Source organism: Flavobacterium micromati (genome assembly GCF_900129585.1).
Lineage (GTDB): Bacteria > Bacteroidota > Bacteroidia > Flavobacteriales > Flavobacteriaceae > Flavobacterium > Flavobacterium micromati.
In genome coordinates this window covers 133,245-151,099 of sequence record NZ_FQWF01000002.1, presented here as the reverse complement: position 1 = coordinate 151,099, position 17,855 = coordinate 133,245, and the positions used below count along the sequence as shown (strand labels likewise).

Sequence of the window (17,855 nt, the reverse complement as noted above, 5' to 3'; positions counted from 1 at the left end):
TTTGAGCGCACATCAATTTGTATCAGTTTTCTTTTTGTTTTTAGCAACTTTAACTCTGTCTGCACAAACTGCTAGGGTTAGAGGGGTTATTTTAGACAAAAATAAACAACCAGTTGAAAATGTCAATGTTTCTTGTCTTAATGTCATTTCACAGTCTAATAGTAATGGTTTTTACGATTTGAAAATTCCCGCTAATCAGAAAGTAGTAGTTGTTTTTACCCACATTTCGTTAAAAAAAATCACGATGAGTTTTACTTTTAATGCAAATGAGCAAAAAGAGTTCAATCCCGTTATGAGCGATCAAGAGGAGCAAATGGGTGAAGTTATCGTTTCAGCTAAAAACAGAAAAATAACACAAGGTGTTACAACGATTGAACCCGAAATAATTCGGAAGATTCCAGGAGCTAATGCTGGAATTGAAAACATATTAAAGTCTTTGCCTGGCGTAAACTCTAATAACGAATTGAGTACTCAATATGCCGTTCGTGGAGGGAATTATGATGAAAATCTAGTTTATGTCAATGAAATTGAAGTGTATCGTCCTTTTCTTATTCGCTCTGGGCAGCAAGAGGGATTGAGTTTTACAAACACTGATTTAGTCCAAAACGTTGATTTCTCAGCTGGTGGTTTCCAAGCTAAATTTGGCGATAAATTATCATCTGTTCTCGATATCACGTACAGAAAGCCAATTCAATTTGGCGCAAGCCTCGAAGCCAGTTTCCTTGGTGGAAGCGTTGCTGTCGATGCGGTTTCTAAAGATAAGAAGTGGTCAGCAGTAACAGGAATACGATACCGCAACAACAGCCTTTTGGTAAACAGCCAAGAGACACAAACTAATTTTACACCTTCGTTTGCTGATATCCAAACGAATATTAACTATCAATCTTCGGCTAGGTGGCAATGGAGTTTTCTGGGCAACATTTCGCAAAATAAATACCAATTTCAGCCTCTTACGCGGCAAACTAATTTTGGAACTATAAGTAATCCTTTAGCGCTAACTGTTTTTTATCAAGGTCAGGAAAAGGATAAATACGATACTTATTTTGGAGCAATAAAAACAACTTTTAATGTATCTGATAATTTCACTTTGAAGTTTATTGGTTCCGCTTTTCACACTTTAGAACAAGAATATTTTGATATTTTTGCGCAGTATAGATTAGGCGAAGTGGATGCTAGCATTGGTTCAGAAACTTTTGGAGAGGTTTCGTTTACTAGGGGAATAGGCTCGCAGCTAAATCACGCTCGAAACGATTTGGATGCATTAATCGTAAATACAGAAATCAAAGGTTTTCACGATTGGAAAGAAAGCCAAATTGAATGGGGAATTAAATACACGAGAGAATCTATTAGAGACCGAGTAATAGAGTGGGAGGTCATAGATTCAGCGGGGTTTTCTTTAAATCCTCCCATTATTGATTTGCCCAGAAATGACCAACCATATTCACCTTACACGGGACCGCTTATTCCTTTTCAAAACATACGTGCTACGAATTTTAATACAATCAATAGATTTTCTGGTTACGCGCAATGGAGTTTAAAATCATTAATTGGATCGAGTGAAGTTTGGTATAATGCTGGCGTTAGGATGCACAATTGGGAAGTTCAGGGAGCCGCAACAGCTTCAAGATCTCAAACTACTTTTAGTCCAAGAGCGCAATTTGCCATAAAACCGAATTGGGATAGGGATATGCTTTTTAGATTTTCAGGTGGATTTTACCATCAGCCGCCATTTTACAGAGAATTAAGAGATGCTGCGGGAATGGTGCAACCCAATACGAAAGCGCAACAATCTATTCATTTTGTGCTGGCGAATGATTTTAGTTTTAAAATGTGGAGTCGGCCTTTTAAACTCGTTTCAGAACTGTATTATAAATCATTGACTGATGTCAATACGTATACAATAGACAACGTTCGGTTGCGTTATGCTGCTAATAACAATGCTACGGCTTTCGCCCAAGGCTTAGATTTGCGGTTAAATGGTGAATTTGTTCCAGGAACAGAATCATGGATTAGTTTTGGTTATTTAAAAACAGAGGAAAATAGTAATGACAGAGGTTTTATTGCAAGACCGACAGATCAGCGATTGAAATTTGCGCTTTTATTTCAAGATTATATGCCAAATATTCCTAGCATAAAATTGTATTTAAATTTAGTTTATAATACAGGATTGCCCGGTGGATCGCCATCTTATACTGATCCTTACTTGTACCAAAACAGATTGAATGATTATCGCCGAGTGGATGTAGGTTTTTCAAAAGTTTTTATTGATAACACATCGGGAGAAATAAAAAATAAGTTATTCAAAGATTTCAAAGAATTAGCTATTGGATTGGAAATATTCAATCTTTTTAATAATCAAAATGCAATTACTAACACATGGGTGAGAGATGTTTACTCAAAAAATCAGTATGCAATTCCGAATTTTATGACAACGCGTGTTTTTAATATAAAACTGACAGCTAAGTTGTAACTGAAGATTACTAGCACTTATATTTAACTTTTTGAGTTTAGTTTAATTTTGCAAATCAGGTCTTGAATAATGTTGCCATTTTTTTAAAATGACTACATTTGAATTTTAATAGTATCAAATCATGAAAAAATTACATTTTACATTTATAGCAATAGCAGTTTTACTTTTAGCAAGTTGCAAAGAGGAAGTTGAAAAACCAAAAGTGACTTACGACCAAAATGCAAAAGAAAAATTAGTGGCGAGATCGGATTCATCACAGATACAAATCGCTGATTTACCACTGCAAATGGAGGGAACTGACTATTTACTTCATCCAATTGCCGATTTAAGTATTCGGGAAAAAGGAACTAAGGCTCGGTATGGTTCGTCAAGTGTAAATGACTTGAGTTTCACTATATCGAATTATGGGGAATTTGAAATTACTGGTTTTTTACAAAATATTAAATTTCAAAAAATCGATTCCGATTCTATTAAAAAATTGACTGAAAAACCAGTTTTAATTCAAACTGCCACTTATTTAAAAAAAGTTGCTGAAAGAACAAATAATCAAATTATGGTTTATACAATGTTTGACATCGACACTAACAAAGATGGAAAACTGGACACTAGTGATATAAAAGCACTGTACTTAAGTAAAATAAGTGGCGAAAAATTCACGAAAATTTCAATTGATTTTCAGGAATTAATCGATTGGAAATTGATCGAATCTAAAAACAGATTGTATTATAGAACAGTTGAGGATACGAATAAAAACGGCCAATTTGACAAGAAAGATGTAGTAAATTATTACTACATCGACTTATCAAAAAAGGAATGGGAAGCGATTAGTTATGAGCCTGTATAAAAATGTTAGATTAAAATCTCACTTTCCAAGTCTGATTTTTCGATTTCAATATCAAAATTCAAAACCTAGCTGTTTTAATTGTTCAAACAACTAGGTTTTTTTTATAATTATTCGCTTTAAATATATACTTATAATTATTGTTTAGGCTTGAAATACTCTAGTGCTTCCGGTCCAGCGACCATGGCATAAATAACACCTCCAATAACCGCAAGTACCATTAAAAGTAAAAACAAAACAGATAAAAAAGTAAAAGTTATAAGTACACTACCAAAAATACTTTTTAGTGACTTGTCTGGATAAAATCCTTTAAAAAACCAAATTAAAATAAAAGGAACACTTAACATTGTCAAACTTGAGATCACTGTAAAATAGTCCATATTATTTTTGAAAAGATAGAGTAACGGACTAATTATCATAATGCTAAAGAGAGTGTAAACGCAAACAATATAAGCATTCATTACCATGTGTTCATAATAGTTATTTCCCCATTTTCTAAATGCAAGTTTGGTCGTTAATGCAAAGACGGGAACAAACAATAGCATCAAAATTGAATTATAGCTTTTAAGAGAAGTTATTACATCATTCATATATCCAGAGTTGAGAGTTTCCTTCGCATAAAATGCACTCATGATTTTTTCGAAACCAATTATTTTTACCGAGATAAAAGTGGAGATACCACTTAACACAAATACCAACAATATTGGTTTATAATGATTTACTCTATTTCCGTCAATGAACGCTCTCGCTGTTTTCCCTGGATTCTTGATAATGTTTTTTATCGAATATAGAAATCCTTTATTGGTATGTAAGAAAGTGTATTGAATCTCATCCCAAATGTATTTTCGGTCTATTTTTTTAAATTTTTTCTGTCCACAATTATCGCAGAAATTATTAAGAATTAGAGTGCTGCAGTTTTGACAATTTTGTTCCATTGATTGTGAGGTGAATTAAAGTTGTCTGGATTTCATTTCTTTTTTCAACATTCCAAAATAGATTAGGAATGGCATTAATGTTATAGTGCAAATAAAGACAGGAGTAAATAATACGACAGGTGAAATGTTTTTAAAGCCTCTTGTCAAGACAAGATAAAGGATGAAAGCCAGGACAAAAAGGTATATAATCGAAAACCCAATTGTTACTCCTTTCATCAAATCTCTTTTTTTTAAAAGTTCTTCATTTGATATTTCTGCCAAGGTATTTTTTTTCATAATTTTGAGTTGGTTTAAATTTGATAGCTGATTAATTTTTTTGATTTGCAATAGTTTAAAGGTAGTTTACAAGGTGCTTTTTCTAATTGCCATTTCTTGTTTGATTTCATTATAATTCGTGCTCGTTTTTCTAAAAAAATATGATACCAGAATAGGTAAAAAAGTCAACAAGCCGAATCCGTTTTTTACGGTACTCCAAACTGCAATACCAATAAACATCCCAGTATAAAAACCAGCAAATGTGCGAGCTGATTTTCTTTTTTTAAATTCTATTTCTAAATCTTCGTTAGTCAAGTTTTTGAGATCATTATGTTCCATTTTTTGTAATGCTTAATTTGTTAATATTTTGCGGCTAAAATACATTATTATGCTAAATAACTCTCAATTATTTAAAAAAAAACTATTGTGCTAGTATTATTTTTTTTTCTTCTACTAATTTAAGTGAAATGCAATTACCTCTAGGTTGTTTAATTTAATTAGTCAATAGTAAGGGTTGCTTTAAAATCGCACAGATTCCAGATTTATTGATTTGCAAAATAGGTCAAGTTTCGTCCAAATGGATTTTTTTTAAAATTTTATTAAAAAGATGGAACTACTTATCTAATTTTTTGGCATCGCTTCAAGTGAAGGCCAAGATGATGCAGAAATATTACTGAAAATGAAAAGAATGCAATTGCTTAAAGTTCAAAAAGGATTTCAAAATAAAAGGATGAAGCCTAAGAGTGATAGTTCGAAATTAAATCAAAATATCACTTTCTAAATCTGATTTTTCAATAGTAAATTTAAATCCCAATTGTTTCACTAATTGAATCACCAAGTTTTTATACCAGTTTTCTGATTTCGGGTGTATGTATATCTTTTCGATCAGTTCGTTTATATCCACACTAATCTTTAATCCCTCATTAATTTGTAGGTCGCTTTCGCCAATATCAGTAATAACGCGAACTTCTCGTTCATATTGAAAACTCTTTCGTTTAAACAAAAAAGGGAAAAATGAATCATCAAACGGAATGAGTTCCTTCTTGTAATCAATGTAGTTAACTTCGCCAATGTATTGCTCAAAATCAGTTTCAGGACGTAATGATCGCTGCAAGCGACCAATAGTGGATTGAATAGCTAATCCTTCACTGTTTTGTGTAAAAATTTGCCACATCGCAAATGATTCGTATTCATTTATATGCCAACTACTAACTGCTACTTTTTCTCTGTGCGTTTTGTAGTGATTTAAAAAATCAGGATTATCTATTGCAAGCTTCTTGATTTCCTCAAATGTTGGTTCGCTAAAAGTACCTTCATACTGATCCTCAAATTTATCTGAGCGCGACATGAATAGTTTATGCGATAGTAGTAAATCTAAAAATTTTGACAAATCAAGATATTTCCATACAACGGTATTTGTATCATTGGGAAGCTTAATGCATGGATTGTTGATGTACATTTTTTAATTTTTAAAATAAGTAAACAGCTCCAAACTCTTTTTCTATTCCAAAGATTGTAAGCTTACTAATTTATTATAAACTCCGTTCATTGCAATTAATTCTTCGTGATTGCCTTGTTCTACAATTTTTCCTTTTTGCATTACCACAATCGTATCTGCTTTTTGAATAGTGGAAAGTCTGTGCGCAATGACAATAGAAGTTCTATTTTGCATCATATTTTCTAATGCAACTTGCACAAATTTTTCACTTTCAGTATCTAATGCTGAGGTAGCCTCGTCCAAAATCATAATTGGCGGGTTTTTCAAAACCGCTCTCGCTATTGACAATCTTTGTTTTTGTCCACCAGAAAGCTTGTTTCCGCTGTCGCCAATGTTGGTGTGAATTCCTTTTGGTAAATCTTTTACAAATTCATAAGCATTCGCAATTTTCAAAGCTTCGATAATTTCCTCATCAGTTGCATCAAGTTGTCCTAAAGAAATATTAGCTTTAATCGTATCATTAAATAAAATACTGTCTTGCGTAACAAGTCCCATTAAACCGCGTAGCGATTGCAAATGCAGGTCTTTTATGTCTATTCCATCAATCGTAATTGTTCCTTCGTTGACATCGTAGAATCGAGTTAATAAATTGGCAATCGTACTTTTTCCACTTCCTGATTGTCCCACAAGCGCGATCGTTTGACCTTTTTTGACTTGCAGTGAAAAGTTTTTTAGAACGTTCTCATCTTCATATTTAAAGTTGATATTTTTTATCGTAATATCCGATTCAAAAGAATTTTTCTGAACAGCATTTTCTTTAGATGTTATTTCGTTTTCAACTTCTAGAACTTCAAAAACACGCTCTGCCGCAGCTAAACCATTTTTTACAGCATACGAAGCTTTAGAAATTGCTTTTGCCGGAGTTAAAATATTAAATGCTAATGTTAGATAAACAATGAATGATGATCCATCCAAAGTTTTTTCAATTAAAACCAAGTTACCCCCGTAAAAAAGTAAAATTGCGATAGTTGTTACACCCAGAAACTCACTTAATGGCGTAGCTAAATTATTTCTACCGCCTATGCTGTTGGATAAATCTAATAATCGTGTTACGGAATCATTGAATCTGCTTTTAAAATTGGGTTCGGCATTGTAGCTTTTAATTACTTTCAATCCGCCCAAAGTTTCATCAACTATGGATATTAAAAATCCACTTTCTCGTTGCGCCTCTAATGATTGTGCTCTTAAATTTTTCGCTAATTTGGAAATGATATATCCTGATATTGGTAAAAAAATTAAAACGAATAACGTTAGTTTAGTGCTAATGATAAACATTGTAACAAGCGCAAAAATAATAGTTAAAGGTTCTTTTATTATCAATTCTAAAATCGAAAAAAAGGAGTTTTGTACCTCATTTACATCTCCTAGCATTCGAGCCATAATATCTCCTTTTCGTTTCTCCGAATAGAACGAAATTGGTAATTCTATAATTTTATTATACATTGATTTCCGCAAATCCTTTAACACGCCGTTTTTAAGATGCATGATATGGTAAGACGCCAAATAATTGAATAAGTTTTTAAATAGAAATGTTGTCATTATCAAAAGAACTACAAATAATAAGGCAACTTCAATGCTGTTTCCTTTTGTCAATGTAGAAATTTGGAAGTGCATATAATCTGTTCCAAATTGTTTTATATCGCCTATTCCTGAGTAAATTGGTTTTATAAGCACTGTTTTTGTTTTCCCAAAAAGTACGTCCATAACGGGAAGTAGCGTAAGCATTGAAATAGTGCTAAACAAAGCGTATAAAATGTTATAAATCACATTCCAAATGATGTGCGATTTATAGGGTTTTGTATAAGGTAATAATTTCTTGAGATTGCTCATTTATTTTTTATTGTTGTGTTCTGCTATGGCTATAGCTTTTTCTAATAATATTCTTTTTTCAGGAAACAGTGTCAGTTATTCTGCAACTTTTATTTGCGCTTAAGTGAGAATTATTCATTTTTTCAGATAGGCACTTGAATATAAAACTCCATTTTAGCAGTGTTGGTGATGTAAATGAAATTCCTAATGTGTGACCAGCTCAATTTTGCAGGCGCTGTGTGCGCAATTGCAAGGTCATCTATTAGAGTATTTAATTAAGCTTTGTAAATTTCTTTTGTTGAAACCCACTCCATATTTTTCAGTAAGTGCTTCACTTAATACGGGAATTAATTTCTTTCCATAATAGGCTCTATCATTATTTAAAACCTCTTCGTTGATAGTTTTTTCAATATTCCAATACAATAACTTGAGTTCTTGATGGACAGTTTTGGCTACTTAATTACGCGTTTGATCTATTAAACCAATTATTGATTCTAATAGTTTTGGAGCGTCATTTGTATCCAATTTTTCCACTTGTAAATTTAGTTCAATTGCATCGCTGCAATGATATTTTTTATTTTGTTATCTAAAATACTTTCGACTTCATCAAAATCTTGCACATCTTCTAATTCGGTGTTTACACTTATATAAAATTTAATTTTTGGTTCGGTTCCGCTTGGTCTTGCACAAATTTTGGAACCATCCTCAGTGTAATAAATCAATACATTCGATTTTGGAATATCCATTAAAGTTTCCGTTCCATCCAATAAGTTTTTAGCAGTTGATGATTGATAGTCTTCAAGTATAATAACTCTTTGTCCGTTAATTTCTTTCAATGGATTTTCTCTCATGTCAATCATCATTTGACCAATTTCCAGCAACCCGTCGATTCCTTTTTTGGTTAACGAAACCAAATGCTCTTTGTAAAATCCGTTGTCAACATACAATTTCAGTAGTTCTTTGTAAATCGAACTTCCTTTTGCTTTGGCTTGAGCCGCCATTTCACATATCAATAGAGTTGCTGCAACCGCATCCTTATCACGAACAGCATCACCCACCATAAAGCCAAAACTTTCTTCGCCGCCACCTATAAATTCTAACTCTGGGAAATCCTTGATCATTTTAGCAATCCATTTGAAACCAGTCAATCCTACTTTGCATTCTACGACGTAGTTTGTCGCTAATTCCATCATCATAGGTGTGGAAACTATAGTGGATCCTACAAACTGTTTACCAGTAATTTTATCTGCTTTTTTCCATTGTTCTAATAAAAAAGCAGTCATTAAAATCATCGTTTGATTTCCATTTAACAACGTCATTTGTCCCTCGTTATTTCGAACGGCAACACCTAAACGATCGCAATCAGGATCAGTCCCAATCACAATATCAGCTTGCAATTTATCAGCTAATGCAGTTGCCATTGATAAAGCTTCTGGCTCCTCTGGATTTGGAGATTTTACAGTTGGGAAATCGCCATTTGGAACTGCTTGCTCTGGAACAATGTTCACATTAGTATATCCAGCTTGCGATAAAGTGTCAGGAACTAACGTGATAGAAGTTCCGTGTAATGATGTAAAAACAATATTTAGATTTTCTTTGGCTGCAGCCGGTGTATTAAAACTTGCATTTTCAATCGATGATTTGATAAAAGCTTTATCAACTTCGATATCTATATAGTGTATCAAATTGTCATTAGCATCGAACTTGATTTCACTGTAATTCAAATTTTCAATAGTGTTAATTATAGCTTCATCTTCTGGCGGCACTATTTGCCCACCATCTTCCCAGTACACTTTGTAACCATTGTATTCCGGCGGATTGTGAGAAGCGGTGAGCACGATTCCAGCTTGGCAACCTAAATGTTTTACAGTAAATGATAGCTCAGGAGTTGGTCGTAAATCTGAAAATAAGTACACCGAAATCCCATTGGCAGTAAAAACATCAGCAACAACTTTTGCCAACGATTTACTGTTGTGTCGGCAATCATAAGCAATTGCAACTTTCAAATCCTTGTTTGGGAAAACTTTATGCATATAATTAGAAAGACCTTGGGTACTTTTTCCAAGCGTGTATTTATTGATACGATTGTTACCAACGCCCATAACACCGCGCATTCCGCCAGTTCCAAACTCTAAATTTTTATAGAAACTTTCTACTAGTTCTACCGGAGAAGTTGTCATTAGTTCCTTTACTGCTTCTTGAGTTTCGTTGTCAAATGTTGGCGTAAGCCATTCATTTAATGCGTCTAAAATGTTTTGTTTGATTTCCATTTTATATTTTTTTTAGTTTAAGTTTTAGGAGCTTATCCTGTTTCCGAAGCTTCGAGACGCTGTATCTTTTTCTTTTTTAAGAAAAAAAGAAAAAGGATGCCGCTACTTCAGGGCTAGTTAATTAATCAAGAACTTTATTTTTTATATCCTATTTTGTTTCTCTCTATGTGTTTTTTAGTGTCGCTGTCTTTATCAACTAAATAATTTAACGCTTTATAGATATCTGGAAACTGATTTTCTATGGCTAAAATTCTATCTTTTAATTCGCTATACGTTAATGAGAACTGTCTGAAAGTTACAAACGCTCTAATAATTGAAATGTTGACTTCTATTGCTTTTTCACTATTCAAAACACTAGAAAGCATTGCAATTCCATGTTCTGTAAAAGCAAATGGCATGTATCTTACACCTCCATAACTTGAGGACGAAAATTTAGTCCTCAAGTTATCAAACTCAATTTTTGTAAGCTCAAACATAAAATCTTCTGGGAAACGACTTATATTTCTTCTTACAGAAGCTTTAAGTCTTTTATTATCTACAAGATACAAAGCCGCTAAATCAAAATCAAGCATGACAGCCGCGAATTTCAAAGATTTTATTTTTGATGATTTCAATTTCCATACATAGCTTTTTATATATCCATATTCTTTCAACAAGAAGTTTTAATTATATAAAATTAACTTCGGAAGCCACTTTATACCGTTCCTCATTATTTTTGGTACGTAAAATTATTTCGCCCAGAAATCCAGCTAAAAACAATTGTGTTCCCAAAATCATTGATGTTAATGCGATAAAAAACCACGGATTGTTAGTAACTAAGCTATATCGCATGTCATTATACATATAGTATAGTTTTGAAATACCGATGAAGCCTGCAAGCATAAAACCAATAATAAACATTACCGAGCCTAAAGCGCCAAACAAGTGCATTGGTCGTTTGCCAAAACGGGATAAAAACCATATCGTAATTAAATCCAGAAATCCGTTGATAAAACGTTCCATTCCAAATTTAGTTTCGCCATATTTTCTAGCTTGATGCTGAACCACTTTTTCACCAATTTTTCCAAAACCAGCATTCTTTGCCAATACAGGAATATAGCGGTGCATCTCACCAGAAACTTCAATGTTTTTTACCACAATGTTTTTGTAAGCTTTGAGTCCGCAATTAAAATCATTCAATTCAACTCCCGATGTTTTTCTCGCAGCCCAATTGAATAATTTTGAGGGTAGATTCTTAGCGACAACAGAATCATATCGCTTTTTTTTCCAACCGGAAACCAAATCATATTTGCCATTTACAATCATTTCATATAATCCCGGAATTTCTTCTGGACTGTCTTGTAAATCAGCATCCATAGTAATAATTACGTCACCTTGCGCTTTAGCAAAACCAGCATGCAAAGCTTGCGATTTTCCAAAGTTTTTCATGAAACGAATCCCTTTCACATTACTATTATCTTGAGCAAATTCTTCAATTATAGCCCAAGAACTATCAGTGCTTCCATCATCGAGAAAAATAATTTCGTACGCATAGTTATGTTCTTGCATCACTTTTATGATCCAAGTGTACAATTCTTTAAGTGATTCCTCTTCGTTAAGAAGAGGTATAAGTATGGATAAATTCATTTAATTAGAGACTTTGCGGATTTTCGTTCTTTACAATTACACCTACAATTAGTGAATAAATCAATCCAAAAAAGGAATACATGGCAAGAGTAACGGGAAAAACAATTAGCGGATTCATGAATTTTTCAATCATATTTAATCCTAATTCTAGTTGTTCACTCGTTATATTAGGTGTTGTCTTGATCATTTCACTTTTTGATATTGAAAGCATTTCAGCGATAAATTCTGGAAAAATTAAATTGAAAATAACGCTAAAAATGGCGTAAATCAAAGCCGCAACAAAAGTTATTGAAACTCCAGTTTTTAAGCATTCGCCAAAAGATATAAACCCATTATTTATGTTTTTTTTATAATTATTGCATCCTAGATAAATAAATAAGAACGGTAAGATTAAATAATTAGCAACATTTACAACCATACCTACACTTGTTCCAACGAGAGATTTCATGCCGATGGTATACATTATGACAAACTCTAAAACCATTATTACGCCAAATAAAACACCGAATATTAGTCCAGATTTTGCTGGGGATATTTTTTTTTCCATTTTTAACTTCATTTATTAAGCCACAAATATAACAATTCCCAATATATAGCCATCTAAAAATTACTATTAACGATTATAAAAAAAAATGACTCAATGAATTGTTTATTGAAAAATAATTGTAAATTTGCAGACTCAAAATAATAATGTAAATCAAAAGGTTGTAGCGAGTTTATACCTTTTCTGTTACAGGAAAAGCTTCAAGACAAGTTATAATCAACAAATAAAAAAGATCAACAAGATGAAACAAGGAATTCACCCAGAAAATTACAGATTAGTTGCATTTAAAGACATGTCAAATGACGAAGTTTTTATCACTAAATCTACTGCAGATACTAAAGAAACTATAACTCACGATGGTGTTGAATATCCAGTTGTAAAAATGGAAATCTCTAGAACTTCTCACCCTTTTTACACAGGGAAATCTAAACTTATTGATACTGCAGGACGTATTGATAAATTCAAAACTAAATACGCTAAACACGCTAAATAATTGTAGCATGTTGATGAATATAATAAAGCCACGCCTAAAAGCGTGGCTTTTATTTTTGCAGTAAACCAAAAGCTTTTAACTTTCTGGTTTAATTAAAACATAAAACTATTTTTTATAATTATTTTTGTGTTCTGAAAAGTATCTAAAACAAACCTATAATATATCTTTTTTATGAATTATATCCTCTTTGATGGCCCAGCAAGAAACGCACTGTTGCCTTTTACTTTTACACGTCCAGTTGCTGATATCCTAATTGGAATTATGACTATTCGTCAAAAATGGGAATTGCGTTTGGGTTCTACGACAACGACATTAACAGAGGAATATTTATCTGAGAAATATCCAATGGTTGAATTAGAAGAAAATGTGATGATCAATGCTTCGTTCTTGCCTAATGCTATCTTGACTGAAATGGTAAGTAATTTGGAGACAAATCAGGCTATTTTTAAGGGAGATGAAGTTATTGCTTTTTACACTAATGATGAGCAAGAAGAAGTAGATTTTGACACTTACGAAATTTTAGAATTTGAAGAAGATTGTATCACAGTGAAAAACACTTGGGACATTTTTTCGAAAAACAATTTGGCAATACAAGAGGATTTTGATTACCTAACCGAAGACAGAAAGTCACAGCCAATTCCTAAAAGTGTTAATGTTATTGCTGCTGAAAATATCTTCATCGAAGACGGAGCAACATTAGAATTCGTAACTCTTAACGCTTCTGCTGGACCGATATATATAGGTAAGGATTCTGAAATTATGGAAGGATCTGTTATTAGAGGACCATTTGCTTTATGCGAAAATGCCCAAGTGAAAATGGGATCTAAAGTGTATGGCGCTACAACAGTTGGGCCGTATTCAAGAATTGGTGGTGAAGTAAAAAATGCCGTTCTTTTTGCTCATGCCAATAAAGGACACGAAGGATATCTAGGCGATTCTGTTATTGGTGAATGGTGTAACTTAGGCGCTGATACGAATAATTCTAATCTGAAAAACAATTACGAAGAAGTAAAATTATGGAGTTATGAAACCGAAGGATTTGCAAAAACAGGACTTCAGTTTTGTGGCTTGATGATGGGGGATCATAGTAAATGCGGAATTAATACCATGTTTAACACAGGAACAGTGGTTGGCGTGAGTGCAAATATTTTTGGAAGTGGGTTTCCTCGAAATTTTGTACCAAGTTTTTCATGGGGCGGAGCTGCTGGATTTACGACTTACTTAACTAAAAAAGCTTTTGAGACTGCCAGACTGGTAATGAGTCGCCGCGGAATTGAATTTGATGAAAGAGAAGCAGCTATCTTGGAACATATTTTTGAGGAAAGTAAAAAGTGGCGAAAAGAATAATTCAGCAATAAAAAAAATCAAACCTAAAACTGTCTACTTTGCGAAGAGACAGTTTTTTTATGCCTTGTACTTACTAGCGCAAGTTGATAATAGCGAGGTTATTTCTTAATAGTCTAGCTATAAACTAAAATTAATATAGTTCATTACGAGTTGATTTCTAGTACGTTAATTTAGAAATCGTTTTTTTATTTGTTCTACGCTAGTTTTTTTTATTGGTATGTTTTAGTTTTAGCGAAAAATAGTAAAGAAAACGCCCCACGAATACTGTAAAAATTTAAGTGGTAGCATTATTTTTTTTAAATCAAAGTGAATTATCATTGATCTGTATGTCTTCGACTGTGGAATATGCCAAGAATATCATTTAGGTAAGCAAATTTTAGAAATATTAAATAACAAAAAATTAGATAGAAAAGGATAAATCAATTGTTTTATTGATCTCTTAGAATATTTACAAAACTGAATTTATGGAGGATTTTGTTGCTGCTGTTAATGCAATTGTTTGGAGTAATGCATTGATTATATTATGTTTAGGGACAGGGCTGTATTTTTCGTATCGTACCCGATTTCTGCAAGTGCGGCATTTCAAGGAAATGTTTCGCTTGTTATTTGACGGAAAAAGTACTGAATCTGGTGTTTCTTCTTTTCAGGCTTTATCGATGTCATTAGCGGGTAGAGTGGGTACTGGAAATATCGCAGGTGTTGCAACTGCCATTGCATTTGGTGGTCCAGGAGCAATGTTCTGGATGTGGTTAGTCGCATTTCTTGGAGCAAGCACCGCATTCATTGAAGCAACATTAGCCCAAATTTATAAAGAAAAACATTTAGGAGAATTTCGTGGAGGTCCTGCTTTTTATATCGAACGTGGATTAGGAGTGAAATGGTTTGGTGTACTATTTGCAATCGTTTCTGTGATCTCTGCTGGTATCTTATTACCAGGAGTTCAGGCAAATTCAGTTGCTGATGGGATTAAAAATGCTTTTCAATTAGATACATGGATTACTGGATTAGGTGTTGTTTTGATCTTTGCCGCTATTGTTTTTGGTGGTGTAAAAAGAATTGCCAAATTCACCGAATATATTGTTCCTTTTATGGCAATAGGATATATATTGATTGCCGTTATAATAATCGCAATTGATATAAAACAACTTCCTGATGTAATTGCGCTAGTATTTAAAAGTGCTTTTAATATGGATGCTGGTTTTGGAGCTGTATTTGGCTTAGCAATTCAATGGGGCGTAAAAAGAGGGATTTATTCTAATGAAGCGGGTCAGGGAACTGCTCCTCATATTGCCGCTGCCGCAAATGTTTCGCATCCTGTGAAACAAGGATTAGTGCAGTCTTTTTCAGTTTATATTGATACGCTGTTAGTTTGCTCAGCAACTGGATTTATGCTATTGATAACTGGGAAGTATAATGTTTACAATCCAGCTTTTGGATCTTCGAATACAAATGAATTTTTATACTCTGGTGCGCAAAATGTTGCTGTGGGACCTGGTTTTACACAAAGTGCAATGGATAGTGTTTTCCCTGGTTTTGGATCTTACTTTGTTGCGGTAGCTTTATTTTTCTTCGCTTTTACAACTATTATTGCCTACTATTATATTGCTGAAACTAATGTCTCTTATTTGACAAGAAAATTTGAATCGCCTGTTTATAATTATGCATTGAAAGCAATTATGATGCTTGTGATTATGTATGGTTCAATCAATCAAGCAAAATTAGCTTGGGATATTGGTGATATTGGTGTTGGATTAATGGCTTGGTTTAATATCGTGGCAATTATTTTGTTACAAAAACCAGCATTGGCTGCCTTAAAAGATTATGAAAAGCAAAAGAAGCTGGGACTAGATCCTACTTTTAACCCCAACGATATTGGAGTGCATAATGCACATATATGGAATACCATAACTAAAAGTAAGCACGTTTAACTAATCTGTAATCATATTGTATTGTTGCACCAACAATAGATTTAAAAAGGAATACTTGCAAAGAAATTGATTTATGGATTCAGTTTATTTTTTTTCATTTATTTTTACAACTATTCAATAATTTGTACAATTAAGCATTTAATTACCAACTTATGTTCTGGTTGTATTCTTTATTTTTAACTTTTTAGGGATTTAGTACAACTCTCTTTTATTCATCAATTCCCTTTTAGAGCCTCAGAGTTAGTTTTTTTTAACTTAAAGCTTTATTTTTATAAAAATAATTAAAAACGAGTACAATCTACTCCGTTTAAATTAGTAATAAAGTAAGAGATTTATGGAAGAGATTATTGGGATATTGAATAGTATTGTGTGGAGTAATGCATTAATTATTTTGTGTTTAGGGACGGGTTTGTATTTTTCTGTTAGGACTCGTTTTCTACAGCTACGTCATATTAAGGAGATGTTTAGGTTATTATTTGACGGTAAAAGTTCTGAATCTGGGGTTTCTTCTTTTCAGGCGTTGTCAATGTCATTAGCGGGTAGAGTAGGTACCGGAAATATCGCAGGCGTTGCTACGGCAATAGCTTTTGGAGGACCTGGAGCATTATTTTGGATGTGGATGGTTGCTTTTTTTGGAGCAAGTACCGCTTTTGTGGAGGCTACTTTAGCTCAAATTTACAAGGAAAAGCATTTGGGAGAATTTCGTGGAGGACCAGCTTTTTATATTGAAAGAGGATTGGGCGTAAAATGGTTTAGTGTCCTTTTTGCGGTCGTTTCTATCATTTCTGCAGGGTTCTTATTACCGGGTGTTCAAGCTAATTCTGTTGCAGATGGAATACAAAATGCATTTGAAATAGATACTTGGAAATCAGGATTAGTAGTGGCTCTAATATTTGGTGCCATCGTTTTTGGTGGTGTAAAAAGAATCGCAAAGGTTACTGAATTTGTTGTCCCACTAATGGCGATTGCGTACATTGTAATTGTATTAGTAATCATTGCAATTGATATTGATAAACTTCCAGGTGTTGTAGCTCTTGTTTTTAAAAGTGCTTTTGACATGGAAGCTGGATTTGGAGCGGTTTTTGGCTTGGCAATCCAATGGGGAGTAAAAAGAGGGATTTATTCAAATGAAGCAGGTCAAGGAACTGCACCACATATTGCTGCTGCCGCAAATGTTTCACATCCTACTAAACAAGGTTTAGTTCAGTCATTTTCAGTATATATTGATACTTTATTAGTGTGTTCAGCCACAGGATTTATGTTACTCATCACCGGAAAATACAACGTGATCAATCCAGTTTTAGGTCCGGATGGAGCTACTGAGTATTTATTTTCTGGAGCCCAAAATGTTTCGGCGGGTGCTGGATTTACTCAAATAGCAATGGATAGTGTTTTGCCTGGTTTTGGTTCCTATTTTGTTGCTATAGCGTTGTTTTTCTTCGCTTTTACGACCTTGTTAGCTTACTACTATATAGCCGAGACAAACATTTCTTATTTAACTAGGAATTTAAAATCTCCTATTTATACTCATTTGCTGAAAGTATTGATGATGGTAGTTATTATTTATGGTTCTATCAATCAAGCTAAACTAGCTTGGAACATAGGCGACTTAGGAGTAGGATTAATGGCTTGGTTCAATATTATTGCCATTCTTCTTTTACAGAAACCAGCATTGTTAGCGTTGAAAGATTACGAAAAACAACGAAAAGCCGGAAATGACCCTGTTTTTCATCCTGATGATATTGGAGTGTCTAATGCCCATATTTGGAATTCTATTAATAAAAAGAATGACGAGAAATAATTTATTAACTAATAGCTTAACAGCTTCTAATAAGCAGA

General features: G+C 33.3%; 16 protein-coding genes. 6 read left to right on the top strand and 10 right to left on the bottom strand.

Features of this window, described 5'->3' with window-relative positions; genetic code table 11:
- Position 1 precedes the first annotated feature (1 nt).
- Together BUB42_RS02850 and BUB42_RS02845 are read left to right on the top strand one after the other, a co-directional pair.
- Positions 2 to 2,470, top strand: coding sequence for a TonB-dependent receptor (locus BUB42_RS02850; RefSeq protein WP_073016984.1), 2,469 nt, complete (start codon positions 2 to 4; stop codon positions 2,468 to 2,470).
- 121 nt (positions 2,471 to 2,591) lie between these two features.
- On the top strand, positions 2,592 to 3,314 hold the full coding sequence (locus BUB42_RS02845) for a hypothetical protein (RefSeq protein ID WP_073016982.1): 723 nt from the start codon (positions 2,592 to 2,594) through the stop codon (positions 3,312 to 3,314).
- A 134-nt stretch (positions 3,315 to 3,448) separates the two neighbouring features.
- Here the strand turns inward: BUB42_RS02845 and BUB42_RS02840 are convergent, their stop codons facing one another.
- The 10 genes from BUB42_RS02840 to BUB42_RS02795 all read right to left on the bottom strand — a co-directional run bounded on the left by BUB42_RS02840 (position 3,449) and on the right by BUB42_RS02795 (position 12,251).
- Positions 3,449 to 4,246, bottom strand: coding sequence for a DUF3667 domain-containing protein (locus BUB42_RS02840; RefSeq protein ID WP_073016981.1), 798 nt, complete (start codon positions 4,244 to 4,246; stop codon positions 3,449 to 3,451).
- Positions 4,247 to 4,261: 15 nt separating this feature from the next.
- Positions 4,262 to 4,522, bottom strand: a complete 261-nt coding sequence (locus tag BUB42_RS02835) for a hypothetical protein (protein ID WP_073016979.1) — start codon at positions 4,520 to 4,522, stop codon at positions 4,262 to 4,264.
- A 66-nt stretch (positions 4,523 to 4,588) separates the two neighbouring features.
- Positions 4,589 to 4,840 (bottom strand): hypothetical protein, encoded by a 252-nt coding sequence (locus tag BUB42_RS02830; protein WP_073016977.1) that lies wholly within the window; start codon positions 4,838 to 4,840, stop codon positions 4,589 to 4,591.
- Positions 4,841 to 5,258: 418 nt separating this feature from the next.
- Positions 5,259 to 5,960, bottom strand: coding sequence for a hypothetical protein (locus BUB42_RS02825; protein WP_073016975.1), 702 nt, complete (start codon positions 5,958 to 5,960; stop codon positions 5,259 to 5,261).
- 42 nt (positions 5,961 to 6,002) lie between these two features.
- Positions 6,003 to 7,829: an ABC transporter ATP-binding protein gene (locus BUB42_RS02820; RefSeq protein WP_073016973.1), complete on the bottom strand. Its 1,827-nt coding sequence runs from the start codon at positions 7,827 to 7,829 to the stop codon at positions 6,003 to 6,005.
- A gap of 234 nt (positions 7,830 to 8,063) precedes the next feature.
- On the bottom strand, positions 8,064 to 8,231 hold the full coding sequence (locus tag BUB42_RS16665) for a DUF1016 N-terminal domain-containing protein (protein ID WP_244533871.1): 168 nt from the start codon (positions 8,229 to 8,231) through the stop codon (positions 8,064 to 8,066).
- Positions 8,232 to 8,350: 119 nt separating this feature from the next.
- Complete coding sequence (locus tag BUB42_RS02810) at positions 8,351 to 10,078, bottom strand: phospho-sugar mutase (protein WP_073016971.1); 1,728 nt, start codon at positions 10,076 to 10,078, stop codon at positions 8,351 to 8,353.
- A 134-nt stretch (positions 10,079 to 10,212) separates the two neighbouring features.
- Complete coding sequence (locus BUB42_RS02805; protein ID WP_244533870.1) at positions 10,213 to 10,668, bottom strand: ORF6N domain-containing protein; 456 nt, start codon at positions 10,666 to 10,668, stop codon at positions 10,213 to 10,215.
- Positions 10,669 to 10,744: 76 nt separating this feature from the next.
- Positions 10,745 to 11,704: a glycosyltransferase family 2 protein gene (locus BUB42_RS02800; protein ID WP_073016969.1), complete on the bottom strand. Its 960-nt coding sequence runs from the start codon at positions 11,702 to 11,704 to the stop codon at positions 10,745 to 10,747.
- 4 nt (positions 11,705 to 11,708) lie between these two features.
- A complete protein-coding gene (locus BUB42_RS02795; RefSeq protein ID WP_073016967.1) occupies positions 11,709 to 12,251 on the bottom strand; it encodes a DUF4199 domain-containing protein in 543 nt (180 codons plus the stop codon).
- Between the two features lie 238 nt (positions 12,252 to 12,489).
- Between BUB42_RS02795 and BUB42_RS02790 the strand changes: the two genes are divergently transcribed.
- The 4 genes from BUB42_RS02790 (at position 12,490) to BUB42_RS02775 (ending at position 17,817) form a co-directional block, all read left to right on the top strand.
- Positions 12,490 to 12,741, top strand: coding sequence for a type B 50S ribosomal protein L31 (locus tag BUB42_RS02790; protein ID WP_073016965.1), 252 nt, complete (start codon positions 12,490 to 12,492; stop codon positions 12,739 to 12,741).
- Positions 12,742 to 12,912: 171 nt separating this feature from the next.
- On the top strand, positions 12,913 to 14,088 hold the full coding sequence (locus tag BUB42_RS02785) for a GlmU family protein (RefSeq protein ID WP_073016963.1): 1,176 nt from the start codon (positions 12,913 to 12,915) through the stop codon (positions 14,086 to 14,088).
- A gap of 464 nt (positions 14,089 to 14,552) precedes the next feature.
- On the top strand, positions 14,553 to 16,016 hold the full coding sequence (locus BUB42_RS02780) for an alanine/glycine:cation symporter family protein (protein ID WP_073016960.1): 1,464 nt from the start codon (positions 14,553 to 14,555) through the stop codon (positions 16,014 to 16,016).
- A gap of 334 nt (positions 16,017 to 16,350) precedes the next feature.
- Entirely contained in the window at positions 16,351 to 17,817 is a 1,467-nt protein-coding gene (locus BUB42_RS02775) for an alanine/glycine:cation symporter family protein (RefSeq protein ID WP_073016958.1), read from the top strand.
- Positions 17,818 to 17,855 lie beyond the last annotated feature (38 nt).